General features: G+C 69.4%; 13 protein-coding genes. 10 read left to right on the top strand and 3 right to left on the bottom strand.

Features of this window, described 5'->3' with window-relative positions; genetic code table 11:
* The first annotated feature begins 28 nt into the window (after positions 1 to 28).
* Positions 29 to 2,680 carry an ATP-dependent Clp protease ATP-binding subunit gene (locus AC6CH0_RS08990; RefSeq protein WP_498099867.1) on the top strand — a complete coding sequence of 884 codons (2,652 nt, stop codon included), beginning with the start codon at positions 29 to 31 and terminating at the stop codon, positions 2,678 to 2,680.
* A gap of 116 nt (positions 2,681 to 2,796) precedes the next feature.
* Here AC6CH0_RS08990 and AC6CH0_RS08995 read toward each other — a convergent pair whose 3' ends face one another.
* Positions 2,797 to 3,402, bottom strand: coding sequence for a TetR family transcriptional regulator (locus AC6CH0_RS08995; RefSeq protein WP_498099869.1), 606 nt, complete (start codon positions 3,400 to 3,402; stop codon positions 2,797 to 2,799).
* Between the two features lie 43 nt (positions 3,403 to 3,445).
* Between AC6CH0_RS08995 and AC6CH0_RS09000 the strand changes: the two genes are divergently transcribed.
* A complete protein-coding gene (locus AC6CH0_RS09000) occupies positions 3,446 to 4,360 on the top strand; it encodes an SDR family NAD(P)-dependent oxidoreductase (RefSeq protein WP_498099871.1) in 915 nt (304 codons plus the stop codon).
* A gap of 71 nt (positions 4,361 to 4,431) precedes the next feature.
* Here the strand turns inward: AC6CH0_RS09000 and AC6CH0_RS09005 are convergent, their stop codons facing one another.
* Together AC6CH0_RS09005 and AC6CH0_RS09010 are read right to left on the bottom strand one after the other, a co-directional pair.
* A complete protein-coding gene (locus tag AC6CH0_RS09005; RefSeq protein WP_498099873.1) occupies positions 4,432 to 6,708 on the bottom strand; it encodes a serine hydrolase domain-containing protein in 2,277 nt (758 codons plus the stop codon).
* A gap of 96 nt (positions 6,709 to 6,804) precedes the next feature.
* Complete coding sequence (locus tag AC6CH0_RS09010; RefSeq protein ID WP_498099875.1) at positions 6,805 to 7,698, bottom strand: LysR family transcriptional regulator; 894 nt, start codon at positions 7,696 to 7,698, stop codon at positions 6,805 to 6,807.
* A gap of 114 nt (positions 7,699 to 7,812) precedes the next feature.
* Here AC6CH0_RS09010 and AC6CH0_RS09015 point away from each other — a divergent pair, with 114 nt between their 5' ends.
* The 8 genes from AC6CH0_RS09015 (at position 7,813) to AC6CH0_RS09050 (ending at position 17,698) form a co-directional block, all read left to right on the top strand.
* Positions 7,813 to 9,408, top strand: a complete 1,596-nt coding sequence (locus AC6CH0_RS09015; RefSeq protein WP_498099877.1) for an ABC transporter substrate-binding protein — start codon at positions 7,813 to 7,815, stop codon at positions 9,406 to 9,408.
* A 54-nt stretch (positions 9,409 to 9,462) separates the two neighbouring features.
* The gene (locus tag AC6CH0_RS09020; RefSeq protein WP_498099879.1) at positions 9,463 to 10,497 is read left to right on the top strand and encodes an ABC transporter permease; all 1,035 of its coding nucleotides are present in this window, start codon (positions 9,463 to 9,465) and stop codon (positions 10,495 to 10,497) included.
* Positions 10,494 to 11,393: an ABC transporter permease gene (locus AC6CH0_RS09025; protein WP_498099881.1), complete on the top strand. Its 900-nt coding sequence runs from the start codon at positions 10,494 to 10,496 to the stop codon at positions 11,391 to 11,393. The genes AC6CH0_RS09020 and AC6CH0_RS09025 overlap by 4 nt, the downstream gene beginning before the upstream one ends.
* Positions 11,390 to 12,349 (top strand): ABC transporter ATP-binding protein, encoded by a 960-nt coding sequence (locus tag AC6CH0_RS09030; RefSeq protein ID WP_498099883.1) that lies wholly within the window; start codon positions 11,390 to 11,392, stop codon positions 12,347 to 12,349. Before AC6CH0_RS09025 ends, AC6CH0_RS09030 begins: the two co-directional genes overlap by 4 nt.
* Entirely contained in the window at positions 12,346 to 13,185 is an 840-nt protein-coding gene (locus tag AC6CH0_RS09035; RefSeq protein ID WP_498099885.1) for an ATP-binding cassette domain-containing protein, read from the top strand. The genes AC6CH0_RS09030 and AC6CH0_RS09035 overlap by 4 nt, the downstream gene beginning before the upstream one ends.
* Positions 13,182 to 14,372 carry a serine hydrolase domain-containing protein gene (locus AC6CH0_RS09040; protein ID WP_498099887.1) on the top strand — a complete coding sequence of 397 codons (1,191 nt, stop codon included), beginning with the start codon at positions 13,182 to 13,184 and terminating at the stop codon, positions 14,370 to 14,372. Before AC6CH0_RS09035 ends, AC6CH0_RS09040 begins: the two co-directional genes overlap by 4 nt.
* Before the next feature lie 228 nt (positions 14,373 to 14,600).
* Entirely contained in the window at positions 14,601 to 17,183 is a 2,583-nt protein-coding gene (locus AC6CH0_RS09045; protein WP_498099889.1) for a lamin tail domain-containing protein, read from the top strand.
* A 173-nt stretch (positions 17,184 to 17,356) separates the two neighbouring features.
* Positions 17,357 to 17,698, top strand: coding sequence for an ArsR/SmtB family transcription factor (locus AC6CH0_RS09050; RefSeq protein WP_498099891.1), 342 nt, complete (start codon positions 17,357 to 17,359; stop codon positions 17,696 to 17,698).

The raw sequence follows: 17,698 nt of genomic DNA on the forward strand, positions 1-17,698 counted from the left end.
CAACTCAAGTTCCACTTCAGGAGGACTGGTGCCCGAAGACTTCACACCCCAGAGCGGTGACGAAACCAACTCGTTCGACGAGTTTCTGAGCCGCTACCTCGAGGGCGAGCGCTCGCGCCAGGCGCGTTCGATCGACCTCAGCCGTTTCCTGACGGCGCGCACCCAGGGCATCCTGCAGCGCGCCGGCAAGTTCGCGCTCGAGCGCGGGCAGACCGAGCTCGACGCGCTCCACATCCTGCGCGTGATCGTGGAAGACGACGCCGTCAAGCAGGCGATCGCCCGCGTCGGCGTCGCCCCCGAGCGGCTCATCACCGCGACCGAGGCGCGGCTGCCCGCGGCATCCGACGTCGCTGACATCAACTCGGCCACGATCACGCCGAGCGCGAGCCGTGCGCTGTTCCACAGCTACCAGGTCGCGCGCTCGAGCGGATCGACGTACATCGACCCCGAGCACCTCTTCTTCGCGCTCGTGCTGGGGCAAGACGCCCCGGCCGGCCAGGTGCTCGCACGCGCCGGCGTCACCGCCGAGGCGCTCACGCAGGGCATGCGCGAGACGGTCACGGCTGACGGCGATGACCTCGAGGGCATGACGGATGTCGCGGGCGGCAACGCCGAGGCATCCGACACCCCGATGCTCGACAAGTTCGGCACCGACCTCACGGCGCTCGCCGAGAACGGCGAGCTCGACCCTGTGATCGGGCGCGTCGACGAGATCGAGCAGACCATCGAGATCCTCAGCCGCCGCACCAAGAACAACCCCGTGCTCGTGGGTGAGGCCGGCGTCGGCAAGACCGCGATCGTCGAGGGCCTCGCCCGCGCGATCGTCGAGGAGCAGGTGCCAGAGGCTCTGCTCGGCAAGCGCGTCATCTCGCTCGACCTGCCCGGCATGCTCGCCGGCACCCGCTACCGCGGCGACTTCGAAGAGCGCCTCACCAAGACGATGGACGAGATCGCCGCCAATAAGGGCGAGCTCATCATCTTCGTCGACGAGGTGCACACCGTCGTCGGCGCGGGCGGCAACGGCGGCGGCGAGGGCATGGACGCCGGCAACATCCTGAAGCCGCGCCTCGCGCGCGGTGACCTGCACCTCGTGGGCGCCACGACGCTCAAGGAGTACCGCACCATCGAGAAGGACCCCGCTCTCGAGCGCCGGTTCCAGCCCGTGAAGGTCGGCGAGCCGTCGATCGAAGACGCCGTGCTCATCATGCACGGCCTGAAGTCGGCGTACGAAGCGCACCACGGTGTCGAGTACACGGATGCCGCGTTGCGCGCCTCCGTCGAGTTGAGCGCGCGCTACCTCACCGACCGGGTGCTGCCCGACAAGGCCATCGACCTCATCGACCAGGCCGGAGCGCGACTGCGTCTGCGGCTCGGCGTGAAGGTCGACGTGTCGGCGCTCATCGAGCGGCTCGCATCGCTCGAGGCCGACAAGAACGCCGCGGTCAGCGCCGAGCACTACGAGGAGGCGTCGCGCATTCGCGACGAGATCGCAAAGGTGCAGGCGAAGCTCGATGAGGCCACCGCCGCCGGTCGAGTAGCGACGAAGGAGCGTATCGAGACCCAGAACGAGGGTCTCGAGGGTCTCGATACGGCCACGGGCGGCCTACTCGACCGGCAGCACGTTATCGATGAGGCCGAGATCGCCGCGGTGATCTCGCGGGCCACCGGCATCCCGGTGAACCGCCTCACCGAGAGTGAGCGCGAGCGACTCGGCGACCTCGAGGGCGAGCTGCACGCGCGCGTCATCGGTCAAGACGACGCCGTGACCGCCGTCGCCAAGGCTGTGCGCCGCAACCGCACGGGCATGGGTGACGCGCACCGGCCGGTGGGTTCATTCCTGTTCCTCGGGCCGACGGGTGTCGGAAAGACCGAGCTGGCCAAGGCGCTCGCGTCGAGCCTGTTCGACGACGAGGCATCCGTGATTCGCTTCGACATGAGCGAGTTCGGCGAGCGGCACACCGTGTCGCGACTCGTCGGCGCCCCTCCCGGATACGTCGGCTACGACGAGGCCGGCCAGCTCACCGAGCGCGTGCGGCGCAACCCGTACTCGATCGTGCTGTTCGACGAGATCGAGAAGGCGCACCCCGACGTGTTCAACCTGCTGCTGCAGGTGCTCGACGACGGACGACTCACCGATGGCCAGGGCCGCACGGTCGACTTCCGCAACGCGGTGATCGTGATGACCTCGAACATCGGCTCGGAGTTCCTCGCGTCGCGGTCGGGTGCGCTCGGCTTCGTCGCCGGGGCGGATGCCTCGGGCTTCAGCTCCGAGAAGGACCTGCGCGACCGCGTCATGGGCAAGCTGCGCGAGGCCATGCGGCCCGAGTTCCTGAACCGCATCGACGAGATCGTGCTGTTCAAGAAGCTCGACCAGCCGCAGCTCGAGCAGATCGTGCGCCTCATGCTCGGTGCGTCGGCTGCCCGGCTCGCCGCGCGCGAGGTCGCCTTCGAGGTGACGGATGCCGCGGTGTCGCTGCTGGCCGAACGGGGCTACGAGCCCGAGTTCGGTGCCCGCCCGCTGCGCCGCGTCATCCAGCGCGAGATCGACGACCGCATCGCGGACCTCTTCGTCAGCGGCGCCGTCGGCGACGGCGAGGGCGTGCGGGTCGACGCGGTCGACGGCGAGTTCGCCGTGACGCCCGTGCCCCGCGCGACGGTGGGGCTGCCCGTCGCTGCGTAGGCTGCGGCATCCGCTCGGTCTGGGTTGACGACAGTTGTTGTGGGTGCCAGCCCATGCCGACCCGCAACAACTGTCGTCACCGAACGCCCGGCCCTCATCGCGAGGGCCGGGCGTTCTCAGTGTGGGCCGTGATTGAGCAGTTCGACCGCCGACTCGAGGTGTGCGGCGAGGTCGCCGCCCTGCGTGAGCCACGCGCGGTACCCGGCCGTGAATGTCGCAAAGGCCACTCCGGCCCACCATCGGGCGCGCAGATCATCGACGCCGACGCCGAACCGCGCAGCCAGTCGCTCTGCCACGAGCTCCTCCAGCCCGGCGCGCTTGGCGAGGTCGCGGTCGCGCAGTGCCGGGGTCTCCCTGAGGAGGCGCTCGCGGATCACGAGTTCGCGATGCTGGTCGCCGAGGCGCTCGGCGACGGCCGTGAGCACCGTGCGGATGAGCGCGACCGGGTCGGCATCGGCGGGAATCTGTTCGAGCGCCCCGATCATCGTCTCGCGCAGCTCGTCATCGCCGGCGAACAGCAACTCGACCTTGTCGGGAAAGTAGCGGTGGAACGTTCGGGGAGCCACGTCGGCCTCGGCCGCGATCTCGGCCACGGTGACGGCCGCGAACCCGTGGGCGGCGAACAGGCGCATCCCCGCGGCCACGAGCGCATCGCGCGTCTGGGCCTTCTTGCGCTCACGCAGTGATTCCGCAGGCCCGCCGCCCGGCAGTGGGTGATTCATGTCGCTATTGTGGCACATGGCGACTTGTGGCAGTGTGTGCCAAATGACACAGGCGGACAGAATTGTAATCGTCACCGGCGGCACGAGCGGACTCGGGCTCCAGTTGGCGCAACGCCTCGCGGCGACGACTGGATACTCCGTGATCCTCACCAGTCGCTCGGCAGCGAGCGCCGATGCTGCGGCACGCCACATGGGCGCGCGAGGCCTGCCGCTCGACCTCGGCTCGCTCGTCTCGGTGCGAGCATTCGCCGCCGAGATCGCAGCGTTCACCGAAGGCCGACCGGTCTACGCGGTGGTCTGCAACGCGGGTATCCAGGTCGTGCAGGAGCGAACCACCACCGTCGACGGCTTCGAGACGACCATCGGAGTGAACCACATCGGCAACGTCGCGCTCATCGAAGCCCTGCGGAGTACCACGGGCGCTCCCGAGCGACTCGTGCTCGTGGCATCCGGAACGCACGACAGCGAACAGATCACGGGCATGCCCAAGCCGCTCGAAGACGCCACGGTGCGCGAACTCGCGTTCCCGGGTGAGCGACACGCATCGGGCGATTCCCTGCAGCGCGAGGGCCGCCGCCGCTACGCGACGTCGAAGCTCGCGAACGTGCGTACCGCGATCGAACTCTCCCGCCGGCTCGAGGGAACGACGGTGGTCAGTTCGTTCGACCCCGGGCTGATGCCGGGCACCGGCCTCGCTCGGGATGCGTCACTGCTCGGGCGCATGCTCTGGGCGACGGTGTTTCGGCTGCTCGTCGTGGTACCGGGAGTGCAGAGTCCCCGTCGAGCGGCGCGTCAGCTCGCGCGCCTGGTGACGGATGTCTCGACGGTGCCGTCGGGCACCTACGTCGAGCGAGGCGGGCGCGGGCAGGCGTCTGCGGCGGCCCGGAACATCGCGGCGCAGCAGGCGCTCTACCGTGACACCCTCGCCCTGATCGCCGAGGCCGAGCCGGTCGAGTAGCGCGAAGCGCGTATCGAGACCCGAGCCCCCGGCCCTCATCACGAGGGCCGGGGGTTCGTTATGAGGCGCACTCAGCCGGTGATCGGCAACGTCACGTCGTCGATGACGAACGACGTCTGCAGCGAGTAGTCCTCGCTGCCCGTGAACGTGATCGTCACAGCCTGGCCCGCGTAGCTTCCCAGTGGAAAGCTCTTCAGGGCGTAGCCGGCCTCATCGAGGTTCGACCACTGGGCGAGCGTCATCGCGGCGCCGCCGCTCGGCGTGACCTTGAGCGTGAGCGTGTCGTAGATGTTTGCAAGGTTCTCGGCGGAGTCGATGCGCAGCCAGAACTTCAGCGCGGCCGAGGTGCAGCCTGCGGGAATCGTGACGGTCTGGCTCAGCGTCTCGGTGTTTGCCGTGCCGAAGCCGTTGAGCCACGCCTTCCAGCTGCCGGTGCGCGGCGGTTGCAGCGCCGTACGGTTGTCGACGACGCCGGCAGTCGCCGACCACGGACTCGCGGTGCCGGTCTCGAAGCCGCCGTTGCCGATGGCGTCGGCCGCCGTGCAGCTGCCGCCGCCTGAGCCGCCCATCGGTGTGAGCTTGTTCGACTCGGCGACGGCGCTCGACCAGGCGAACTCGTTGTTGTCGCTGAACACGTAGTAGGTCGACCCGTTCGGCATGAGCACCACCGAGATGCCACCGAAGCCCGACATGAACGGCACCGAGAAGGGTGAGGTGTAGGCGGGGTTGTCGGCTGCACCGAAGTCGCGCGCCCAGAACGCGTTGTTGTAGCGGAACGGCGTGGTGCCCGTCGTCGTGATGCCGCGGTTCGCCGGGTCGCGCTGCATGGTCGCGTCGAGCAGTCCCGGGTGCAGCAGCTGTGCACCGCCCGCGGCGCCGTCGTCGACGGTGAGGAGCTGCGCGACCTTCGCGATGTCGTCCTGCGTCCAGAACATGCCGTAACCGCCGAACGGTACGCCGGTGGCGGAGTTGGCGGTGCGCAGCGTCGTGAGCGCGTCGGGCCCGACCTTCGCCGGCTTCAGCACCTCGTCGCGCAGCATGGCGAACAGATCGGCGCCCGCCCCGGCGTGATCCTTCAGCACGTCGTCCATCGCCCGAGTCGCGAGGAACGTGTCCGAGGTGTGGTACGTCCAGACGCTCCCGGGTGCGGCCTTGCGGGGGAACGAGAGGGCCACGGACATCTTGTCGGCGTAGCTTTCGGCGAGGAAGAAGTCGAGCATCTTCGCCTCGGACTCGTCGCGTTCGAACTCTGCCGAGTCGTAGTTGCCGGTGGTCATGTTGAGGGCGTGCTGGATCGTGACGCCGTTCCAGGCCGTCTTGCCCACGGTCTCGCCGACGTGGTCCTGCAGCAGTTCCGAGGCGACCGTTGGGCCGTACTTCTGGGCGAGCCGCAGCAACGCGATGCCGCCGAACGCGGACTTCGCCGTGGAGTACGACGGCAACAGCAGCTGGCCGCAGAACGGATAGGCACCCTGTCGGGTCGGGCAGCTGCCCACGTAGTTCACACCCTCGTACAGGAACCCGTAGGTGCTGAGCGCGCTCGCGGTGATGCCGCCGCCGAAGGCGCTGAGGTTGACACCGGCGCCGGGATGGTCGGTGGCGAGCGCCGCGATGGGCTTCGTCGGGATGCGGTCGGCGACCTCTGCCGCGTAGGCCGAGCGGATGTCGTCTGCTGCCGTGATGCCGCCGGGGGTATAGCTCGCGCCGACCTGGCCCCACATGTCGAACTGGAAGTACTCGCAGGTCTCGGAGGTGACCTGATAGCGCACCTTCGAAACGGCCGAGTCGGTGAAGAGGAACGTCAGCACGCCGTTGTGCACGCAGTTCGCGTTGCGCTCGATGAGCGCGAAGGGCAGGGCGGCACGGCTCTGGCCACCGTCGCCGTTCTCATTCCACGCACGGCCCGCGCCGACCGCGAGGTTCCAGTGGGGGCTGCCGGTGAACTGGAGGCCGCGGACGGCCGGCACGAGGTGGCTGCCGTTCTGCACGAGTGGGATCGACATCGGCGGCAGGTGCTTCACCGCCTCGACCGTGGCGTAGCCATATGGATCCTTCACGGTTGCGAACCCGCCGGCCGTCGCGACACCGTTCAGGGTGAGCGTGCCCTCGAAGGAATGGGTGGGTGCGGCCGCGGCGGCGGGTAGCGCGAAGGCGCCATTCGAGACGGTTGCGGTGCTGGTGCCGCTCGTGAGCTGCGCGGCCGTGAGCAGTGTGCGGCTCACGGCGCCGGAACCCGTGAGTGGATCTCCCGGCACTGGTGGAGCAGTGGCCCCGGCCGGTGCCGTCGTTGCGCCGACGAGAGCGCCGACGAGGACGGTGAGGGCGATGATGGCGAGCGGACGACGCACAGTGGACCTCCATGGTTGAGGGATTGCGCCCAGTGTGCTCAGGTGTTCACCTGCCGTCCACGACCAATCCGGCCCCGCCCCGATGCCTGTCGAGCATCACCGCAGCTCGACGGTCCGCGGAGCGAGCTCGGCGTTGAACCGGCCGAGCTCCTCGAGACACGCTTCGATGCGCTCGCTCGCGTAGTGCAGCTCATCCCAGACGCCGTACAGGGTGATGATCAGATCACCGCCCGGCGCCGAGATGGGCACGGTCACGAGCTCGAAGCGCGAGTCGTCGGAGAGCACGCAGACCCCACGGCCCGCCGCTGCGAGGGCCTGGGCGAGCGACGGTGACTCGGTCTCCACCGCCGGCGTGAACGAGAGGCCGGCCCGCGCCGCGGCTGAGTCGAGCATCTGGCGCACGCCGTGCGCGCGGCTCATCACGATGAGCGGCTCCTCGACGAGCTCGGCGATCGGCACGCTGGCACGGGCGGCGAGCGGATGCCCCATCGGCATCTGCGCCCACAGGTACGCATGGCCGATGACCATCGAGCGCAGCTCGATCGGCGGGATGCGGGTGCCGACCGCGAAGTCGGCGTCGCCGCGGTCGACGGCGGCGTAGACGTGCTCGGGCATGGCCTCGATCACGTTGCCGATCACGCCGCCGAGCCCGGCGCGCACGACGAACGGCGAGATGATGTCGGTCACCGTCGTCGGCGCCGAGACGATCGTGAGATCCGAGACCGTGCCGCGCGCGATCGATCGCGCGGTCGACGTCGCCTGCGTCGAACGCGCGAGCAGGTCCTCGGCCACCGGCAAGAACGCGCGGCCCGCCGCGGTGAGTGCGAGACCGCGCGGCGAGCGCTCGAAGAGCTCGAAGCCGAGATCGCGTTCGAGCCGGCGGATCTGCCGGCTGAGCGAGGGTTGGGCCACATGCACGACGGATGCCGCTGCGTGCAGCGTTCCCGCCGCACAGACGGCCACGAAATAGTGCAGCAGACGAAGATCCATCCGATACCTCCCAGGCATCACTCTGACGGGAAACAAGTATTGGCCTGTTATGCCTCCCCGTCCATAGACTGGCCCAACTTCGCCCCCTCGGCGAACCCATTCCTGGAGGCAGACATGGCAGTCACCCGAGCGCGTTCCCAACGCGCGATCAGCTTCGCCGCCCTCGCCGCACTCAGTGTCACCGGTCTCGCCGGATGCACGGTCTCGGGCGCGGCATCCGAATCCGACACCTCCGTTCTCGCGGTCGCGGCCTCGGCGGCGATCACCACCTGGGACCCGGTGCGCTCGTTCTCGACCGAGGCGCTCTATCTTGGCAACGTCTACGAGCCGCTGCTCTGGAAGAACGCCGAAGGCGCCGACGAGCCCTTCACCCCCGGCATCGCCGAATCGTGGGACGTCAGCGACGACGGGCTCACCTGGACGTTCCACATCCGCGAGGGCGTCACCTTCCACGACGGCGAGAACGTCGACGCGGCCGCGGTCGTGGCCAGCATCGAGGCCGCCAAGGACCACGGCGGCGCCTCCTTCATCTGGGCGCCCCTCGAGAGCATCGAGGCGACAGATGACTCGACCGCCGTGATGCACCTGGCCTACGCCGCTCCGATGGACCTCATCGCGGCCTCGACCTACGGCGCGTGGATCGTCTCACCGAAGGCGCTCGAGGCCGCCGCCGCCGACGAGGAGTACTTCGAAGCCGGCATCGACGCCGGAACCGGGCCCTACACGGTCCAGGAGTACACGCCGGGCGAGGAGGTCGTGCTCGCCGCCTATGACGACTACTGGAACGAGGATGCCGCGTCGCACTACGACATCGTCGACATCTCGATCACGCCCGACGCGGTGACCGCCCAGCAGATGCTCACGGCGGGCGAAGTCGACCTCGCCACGAACCTGCCGCTCGAGAACATCGACTCCGTGGCAGCCGAGCTCGGAGCCGAGGTGAAGGTGGCGAACTCGCCGTTCAACTTCCTCGCCTACTTCAACACCACGCGGCCGCCGCTCGACGATCCGAAGGTGCGCCAGGCGCTCAGCTACGCGATTCCCTACGACGACATCATCGAGGTGGGCGGCCAAGGCTACGGCACTCAATCGCACGGCCCGGTGCCGAAGGGCATCTTCCCGTACTCCGAAGACGTACCGCAATACACACAGGACCTCGACAAGGCGACCGCGCTGCTCGCCGAGTCCGGTCACGCCGACGGCCTCACCCTCTCGCTGACGTACGCCTCGGAGAACTCCGCCGAAGCCCGCTTCGTGCCGCTCATCAAGGATGCGTTCGCGAAGATCGGCGTGACCGTCGACGTGCGCGCCGAACTGTTCAACCAGCAGTGGGAGAACGCGAAGGCCGACCCGGCGACGGCGCAGGACATCTTCGTCGTCTACTACTGGCCGACCTACAGCGACGCGGGCGCCGACAACCTATACTCGCTGTTCCACTCGAGCGAGGCGCCGTTCTTCAACCTCAGCTACTGGAACAGTCCCGAGTACGACGCGCTCGTCGATGAGGCGGGCACGCTGACGGGCAGCGATCGCGACGCTGCACAGGCGAAGTACGAGGAAGCTATGGGCATGCTCTACGAACAGGCCCCCGGTGCGTACCTCTACGACGCACAGTCGGTCACCGTGGTGCCACCAGGGCTCTCGGTCGGGGACTTCAACGAGAACTACCCGTTCACGACGTTCTTCGCCCCGATCCAGCCCGCAGAATGAATCCAGCCCGGGCGGGCTCACCGAGCCCGCCCGGCGCTCCCCTCAGGAGTCACCATGTGGCGCTTCATCGCCAACCGGCTCGGGACAGCCGTCATCGTCCTGCTCGTGCTCACCGTGATCGTGTTCGTGCTCGCGCGAGTGATCCCCTCAGACCCGGCTGTCGTCTACGCCGGCCCGAAGGCACCGCCCGACGAGCTCGAACGCATCCGCGAGAAGCTCGGCTTCGACCAACCCCTCATCGTGCAGTACTTCGCGTACCTCGGCGGACTCCTCACCGGCGACTGGGGCAACTCGCTCGCCACCAAGCGGCCCGTCCTCGACGAGCTGGCCGCCCGACTGCCCGCCACACTCGAACTGCTGTTCGCCGCCATGCTCATCGCGGTCGTCTTCGGCATCCTGCTCGGTGTGCTGGCGGCCCGCCGGCCGGGCAAGCTTCTCGACGGAAGCATTCGCTTCCTCTCCATCGGCGGAGTGTCGATGCCGGCGTTCTGGCTCGGCCTGCTGCTGCAGGTCGTGTTCGTCGGCCGCCTCGGCCTGCTGCCGGCGACCGGGCAGTTCAGCAAGGCGGTCGAGTACACCAGCCCCATCACGAGCGTCACCGGGTTCCCGCTCTTCGACAGTGTCATCACCGGCAACTGGACGGCATACGCCGACGGCCTCGCACACCTCGTGTTACCGGCGCTGACCCTCGCCGCATATCCGCTCGGCCTCGTCGCCCGCATGACCCGCGCCTCGATGCTCGAGGTGCTCGGCCAGGACTACGTGTTCACCGCAAACGCCTACGGGCTCCGCGACGGCGTCATCCGGTGGAGGCTCGCGCTGAAGAATGCGATGCCGCCCACCCTGACGATCATCGGGCTCGCCACGGCCTACGCGCTCACAGGTACGTTCTTCGTCGAAGTCGTCTTCAACTGGCCGGGCATCGGGCAATTCGCGACGGCCGCGATGCTCGCCGTCGACTACCCGGCCATCATGGCGATCACGCTGCTCGGCGCCATCGGCTATCTCATCGCGAACCTCATCGTCGACCTGATCCAGGCCAGGCTCGACCCCCGAGTGAGACTCGACAATCAAGGGAGTCCGGCATGAGCTCCGCTTCTGCCGTCGACCTGCCGCGCTTCGTGCCGGTCGGCGACGGCACGATCGCCCGCATCGGCCGGGTCCTGCGCACCGATCTCCTCGCGGCTCTCGGCCTCGCGCTCATCCTGCTCACGATCTTCCTCGCCGTGTTCGGCCCGTGGGTCGCACCCTTCCCTGCGCAGGGGTTCGGTGAAACCAACGTCGGCGACCGCAATCTCGCGCCGAGTGCCGCACACCTGTTCGGCACCGATCAGCTCGGCCGCGACATCCTGAGCCGCGTGATCATCGGGGCGCGACCGGCACTCACGATCTCGCTGCTCGTCGTCGCGATCGCTGCGTTCGTCGGCATTCCGCTCGGCGCCATCGCCGGCTACCGAGGCGGATGGCTCGACGAAGTGCTCATGCGCATCACCGAGGTCTTCCAGGCCTTCCCGCCGCTGCTGCTCGCCATGGTGACGGTCGCGATCCTCGGGCCGAGCCTCACGAACGCGGCCCTCGCGCTCGCGATCTGCTGGTGGCCCTGGTATGCGCGGCTCGTTCGGGCCGAGGCGCGAACGCTTCGCGACCGACCGTTCGTCGAGGCCGCGAGGTCGATCGGGGTGCCGATGTGGCGCATCCTGCCGCGGCACATCCTGCGCAACTGCCTCACCCCAGTGCTCGTGCAGGCCACCGTCGACATCGGCAGCGTGGTGCTCGCCGCCGGATCGCTCGCCTTCATCGGTCTCGGCGCGCAGCCGCCCGCCCCCGACTGGGGCCTCATGGTCGCCGAGGGCCGCGGCGCGATCTTCACCTCCTGGTGGATCTCGACCTTCCCCGGCCTCGCCATCTTCGTCACCGTGCTCGGCTTCAACCTGCTCGGCGACGCCCTCCGCGACCTCTTCGACCCACGGCAGGTGAAGCGATGAACGAACTGCTCCTCGTCGATGATCTCCGCATCGACTTCGCCGAGCGCGGCGCGCTCACCAACCGCCCGATCCGCGGCATCACCCTCTCACTCGCGCCGGGGGAGGTGCTCGGCATCGTCGGTGAGACAGGGTGCGGTAAGAGCCTCACCGGGCTGGCCGTGCTGGGCTTGCTGCCGAAGGGCGCACAGCCGAGCGGACGCATCGTGCTCGACGGTGAGGAACAGCGCTTCGACCGGCCATCGCCCGCCCGCGGCGACGTGATCTCGATCGTGTTCCAGAACCCCGGCACCGCGTTCAATCCCGTGTTCACGCTCGGCCGGCAGATGCGCGACGTCGTCGCCCGGCACCGCAAGCTCAGCCGTCGTGAGGCGACCGATCACATCCTGCACTACCTCGAGCAGGTCAGCCTGCCCGACCCCGAGCGCATCTTCCGCAGCTACCCGCACGAGCTCTCGGGCGGCATGCTGCAGCGCGCGATGATCGCGATGGCGCTGCTCTGCGAACCGAAGCTGCTCATCCTCGACGAACCCACCACGGCGCTCGACGTCACGATCGCGAAGCAGATCCTCGACCTCGTGCTGTCGCTGCGCAACCGCTTCGGGTTCGGTGTGTTGCTCATCACCCACAACCTCGGCGTCGTGCGCGAGGTCTGCGACAGCGTCGCAGTACTCTACGCCGGCCGTGTGGTCGAGTCGGGGCCGACCGAGGTGGTGCTGTCGAGCCCGACGCATCCGTACACCATCGGGCTGCTCGGGGCGCTGCCCGCGCGGCACCTGCCGGGCGAACCGCTCGACGCGATCCCCGGCTCCGTGCCGGCGAACCTGCTCGGAATCGCCGGCTGCGCGTTCGCCGACCGCTGCGCCCGAGCCGTCGATCGCTGCCGCACGACCGACCCGCAACTCGAACCCGTCGCACCGCTGCACGAGGTCGCCTGCATCCGGGTGGGCGAGCGATGAGCGCCATCCTCAGCCTCGATCGCATCGTCAAGGTCTACCGGTCGCATGGCAACGAGGTGCGCGCCGTCGACGGCGTCTCCTTCGACGTCGAAGAGGGCACGACCTTCGGCCTCGTGGGCGAATCGGGTTCGGGCAAGAGTACGATCGCTCGGTGCGCGCTGCGGCTCATCGAGCCGACGTCGGGCGTCAGCCGCGTCGACGGCAACGACATCGGCCGCCTGCGCGGCGGCGAGCTGCGCCGGCTGCGCGCCCGCACCGGCATGGTGTTCCAGAACCCGGTCGCGGCGCTCAACCCGCGACTCACCGTTCGCGACTCCATCGCCGAGCCCTTGCGCACCCACACCGACCTCCGGCGTCGCGCCATCGAAGCCCGCGTCGACGAACTGCTCGACGAGGTCGGACTCGCCACCGCCCACGCCACGCGCCTGCCCCACCAGTTGTCGGGCGGGCAGTGCCAACGCGTCGGCATCGCCCGGGCACTCGCAACCCGGCCCAAACTGCTCGTGCTCGACGAGCCCACGAGCGCCCTCGACGTGTCGGTGCAGGCGCAGGTGCTGAACCTCCTGCAGCGGCTGCGCAGCCAGTACCAGCTGACCTACCTGCTCATCTCGCACGACCTCGACGTCGTGCGGTACATGAGCGACACGGCGGGCGTCATGCGCAGCGGGGCGCTCGTCGAGGTCGGCCCGGCGCGCACGGTGCTCGTCGAACCCCGGCACGAGTACACGCAGCGGCTGCTCGCGGCGATGCCGCCGACACCCGGCGCGATCGCGACGCCCGTGGCCCGACCAGCACCCCAGAAGAACAACCAGAGCGAAAAGAGCACTCTCCAGTGACCGACCTCCTCGGCCGAGCAAGCCGTATCGACGCCCACCTGCCTCGGCACGACCATGCTCCCACCGGCGAACCGACCCTCGACACCTGGCAGGACGCCCCCCACAACCGATGGGCGCTCGCACACGTCGATGAGTTCGTGCCGACGGTGGCGATCGCCCGGCAGGGCGACGAGGCCACAGCAGAACGCGCCGTGGGACTCGACCGGTTGCGCCGTGGGATCCGCGATCTCGACCGTCGCCTCGCCGACTCCTACACCGACGCATTCCTCGTCGTCAGGAGAGACGGCACGGTCGTGGCGGAGCAGTATCGTGACGGCTTCGCGATGCGCGACCGGCACCTGCTGATGAGCGTGTCGAAATCGATCTGCGGGCTGACGATCGGCACGCTCGTCGACGCTGGACTCATCGACCCGGGCCGGCGCATCGACCACTATGTCACCGCGCTCGCCGATTCGGCGTTCGGCGACGCCACCGTACAGCAGGTGCTCGACATGACCGTCGACGTCGACTACGACGAGAACTACCGCGACCCCGCCTCGCACGTGCAGGCCCAAGACCGGGTGGCCGGCTGGCGCACCCGCAGCGACGGCGACCCGGCCGATACCTACGAGTTCCTCGCCTCACTGCAGGGCGGCGGCGATCACGGCCGCGTGTTCCGCTACTGCTCGGCGGGCACCGACGTGCTCGCGTGGCTCATCGAGAACGTCACTGGCCGCCGCTACGCCGACGCCGTCTCAGCGCAACTCTGGTCGCACCTCGGCTGCGCCGACGACGCCACCATCACGATCGACTCCGGCGGCTTCGGCTTCGCGAACGGCGGCATCTCGTGCACCGCACGCGATGCCGCTCGCGTCGGCCGACTGCTGCTCGGCGACGGCGAGATCGACGGGCGCCGAGTGGTCTCGGCCGACTGGGTGCGGCGCACGATGGCCGGCGGCGATGCGGATGCCGCTGCGGGGTCGATCTTCCAGCGGGTGCACCCGCACGGGTCGTACACGAATCAGTGGTGGGTCACCGGCAACGATCGCGGCAACATCTACGCGGTCGGCATCCACGGCCAGTACATCTGGGTGGACCCGCCGAGCGGCACCGTCATCGTCAAGTTCTCGTCGTGGCCCGAGCCGGTCACCGAAGAATGGAACCGGGTGCATGCCGCCCTGTTCCGCGAGGTCTGCGAAGCGGTGTAGGCCGCGGCGCCGGCCTCTGCCGCCTCCGCCGGAGTACCCACGGCGAGGACGGCGGCAGGTGCCGTGAACGACGTGCAAGGGATTCGCGGTTCGCGCCATCACGGCGCCGGGGCGCACTGCGCTCCCGCCATGGGACGGACACCGCTCGTTCACCGGCCGGCCGGATTCTCGTCATCTGCGAGCGGTCGAGTACGAGCGACCCCCGTTCAGCCCGACAGGAGCGCCCGCATGTCGTTGACCCGTCCCGTCCGCAGGAGCGCCGCGATCCTCGCCGCGCTCGCGGTCTCCGCCTCCGGAATCGCGATCGCCGCGACGCCGTCGATCGCCCTCGGCGCCGAGCCCGGCGTCGTCATCAACGAGATCTGGTACGACGGATCGCCCTCCGACGCGATCGAGCTGTACAACACGTCTGCGGCAGCCGTCGACGTGTCGGACTGGAAGGTGCAGGACGAAGACCGCGACCCGCTGAAGACCGGCACCATCCCGGCCGGGACGACGATCGCGCCCGGCGGCTACCTCGTGCTCGCGAAGGATGCCACGCCGCTCGGCTTCCCGTTCGGGCTCGGCAAGGGCGACGAGGTCGTGCTCCTCGATGCATCCGGAGCGGTCATCGACAACCATCCGTACGAGGCGACCGCACCGCTCAGCGACTGGTCGCGTTGCGCCGACGGCGGCGAGTGGGCCCACGCGACCGAGGTCACCCTCGGCGCAGCCAACGTCTGCACCGCGCCCGAAGTGCCGGCGAGCGTGCTGCTCAACGAGATCGACTCGGGCCCGGCCGACTGGATCGAGCTGATCAACCCCGGCACGAGCGACCTCGACCTGTCGGGCTACGAGATCCGTGACAACTCCGACGACCACCGCTGGTTCTTCGCGGCGGGCTCGACCATCGCGGCCGGCGCACGACTCGTCGTCGAGGCATCCACTCCCGGTGTCGACACGAACGGGGCGGCACAGCAGTTCCAGGCGGCCATCGGCATCGGCGGGTCGGACTCCATCCGGCTGTACGACGACGCGGGCAAGCAGCTCGACACGTACTCGTGGACGGGGCATCCGGCCATCGACGGCAACGAGGCGATCGCGAGCTGGGCTCGCTGCCCCGACGCGACCGGCGCCTTCGCGCTCGCCGAGGCGACGCCCGGCCAGCCCAACACCTGCGTGCTGCCGGCCGTCGCCATCAACGAGGTCGAGTCGAACGGCGACGCGACCGACTGGGTCGAGGTCGTCAACACCGGCTCGCAGCCCGTCGACCTCACCGGCTGGACGCTCATGGACAGCGACCCGATCGGACACGCCGCCGACGTCACGCCCGTCGCGGCCGGCACGACGCTCGCCCCCGGCGCCTTCTTCGTCTTCGACGGCGGCACGCACTTCGGCTTCGGGCTCGGGGGAGCGGATGTCGCAACCATCCGCAATGCCGCCGGCCTCACGGTCGTGGAGTACTCGTGGGCCGACCACGCCGCGGTCACGTGGGCGCGTTGCCCCGACGGCACCGGCGAGTTCGCCGCTGCATCCGTCGCCACCAAGGCACAGCCGAACGCCTGTGGCGGCACCGGCGGCCCGGGCGAGCCCGACCCCACCGTGAGCGTGTGGCCCGGCGCTGCCGACGTCACCGTGATCGACGAGACGCAGATGTTCGAGGGCGACTCCTCGGGCCTCGACGTGCAGCAGACGGCGAACGGCGTCGTGCTCTGGGCCGTCGACAACGGCACGGGCATGTTCTGGAAGCTCGACGCGAGCGCCGACGGCTCGGTCGCCTTCGCCGACGGCTGGAGCGCGGGCAAGCGCGTGCGATTCGAGCGCGACGCCGGCAACGCCGCCGCGGCCGGACCCGACGCAGAGGGCATCACCGTCGACGACGGCGGGCGGCTCTACATCGCCTCCGAGCGCGACAACTCCAACAAGGGCGTCAACCAGAACGTCATCCTCGCGCTCGACCCCGAGGCCGCGGGCCCCGACGTCGTCGCCGAACAGGAGTGGGACCTCACGGCATCACTGCCGCAGGTCGCCGCGAACACCGGTCTCGAAGCCGTCGAATGGGTGCCGGATGCCGCGCTCGAAGGCCTGCTCGTCGACGCCAACACCAGCGCACCCTACGACCCGGCCACCTACCCCGGCCACGGTGACGGGCTGTTCTTCGTCGCCGTCGAAGACAACGGCGTCGTCTACGCCTACGCCCTCAACGCCGACGGAACGAGCCAGCAGGTCGCGGCGATCGACCCCGGCCTCGGCGGCGTGATGGCGCTCGACTACGACACCGTGCTCGACGAGCTGTGGGCGATCTGCGACAACGGCTGCGAGGGCCGCGGCGCCCGCATCGCCTTCACCGGATCCGCGCCGACGATCGAGCTCTTCGCTCGCCCCGCCGGCATGCCGAACCTCAACAACGAGGGCTTCGCCACGGCGCCGGCATCACTGTCGACGGTTGCGGACGCTGCAGCGGCCGGCACGCTCGACGAGGCCGCCGCGGCGCCGCTCGCTCGCGTCAGTGCAGCAGCGGATGCCGCGGCGACGGCGCGCCCCGTCTGGTGGTTCGCCGACGGCGAGCAGCCCGCTGCGTTGCGCGCAGGCACGGTGCCCGGCGCCGCAGTGCCCGGCGGGGAGCCCGGCGGCGAGCCCGGCGGGCAGCCCGGAACGCCCGGCGGCGGTGGCAACGGCGGCGGCCAGGCGGGATCGGGTTCAGACTCGGCCGGCGCGCTTGCATCGACCGGCGTCGACTCCGCCCTGCTCTCGTTCGGCATGTTCGCGGCACTCGCCGTCGCCCTCGGCGCGGCAATGCTGGTGCTCGCGCGACGGCGTCAGCGAGCCTGACGCTCGAAAGCGCAGCGCTTCGCAGTCGACGGATGCCCCGAACCGGTCTCGGTTCGGGGCATCCGTCGTCGGTGCCGGCGAGCTCGCGGTTCGCGATCGCCGTTCGCCGTCCGAGGCCGGTTCGATCGGAAGGCCCGTTGCAACACTTGCCGATATGGGTATATGTTGTGGTCATGGCACGAGCAGCGACGACCTCAGACGTCTTCAACGCGATCGCCGAACCACACCGCCGCGACATCCTGGCGCTGCTGCGGGCCGGCGAGCGGCCGGTGACCGAGGTCGCCGACGCGCTCGGGTTGACCCAGCCCGGGGCGTCCAAGCACCTCCGGGTGCTCCGAGAGGTCGGGTTGGTGCGGGATCGCCGGCTGGGCAAGCAACGCCTGTACGACCTCGACGCCCGTGGACTGCGAACGGTTCACGAGTGGACCGGCGGATTCGAGCAGTTCTGGAACGAGAGCTTCGACCGGCTGGACGCGTACGTGCAAGAACTCAAACAGGAACGGCAGAAGGAGTAG

The organism is Agromyces sp. GQ35 (genome assembly GCF_059758475.1).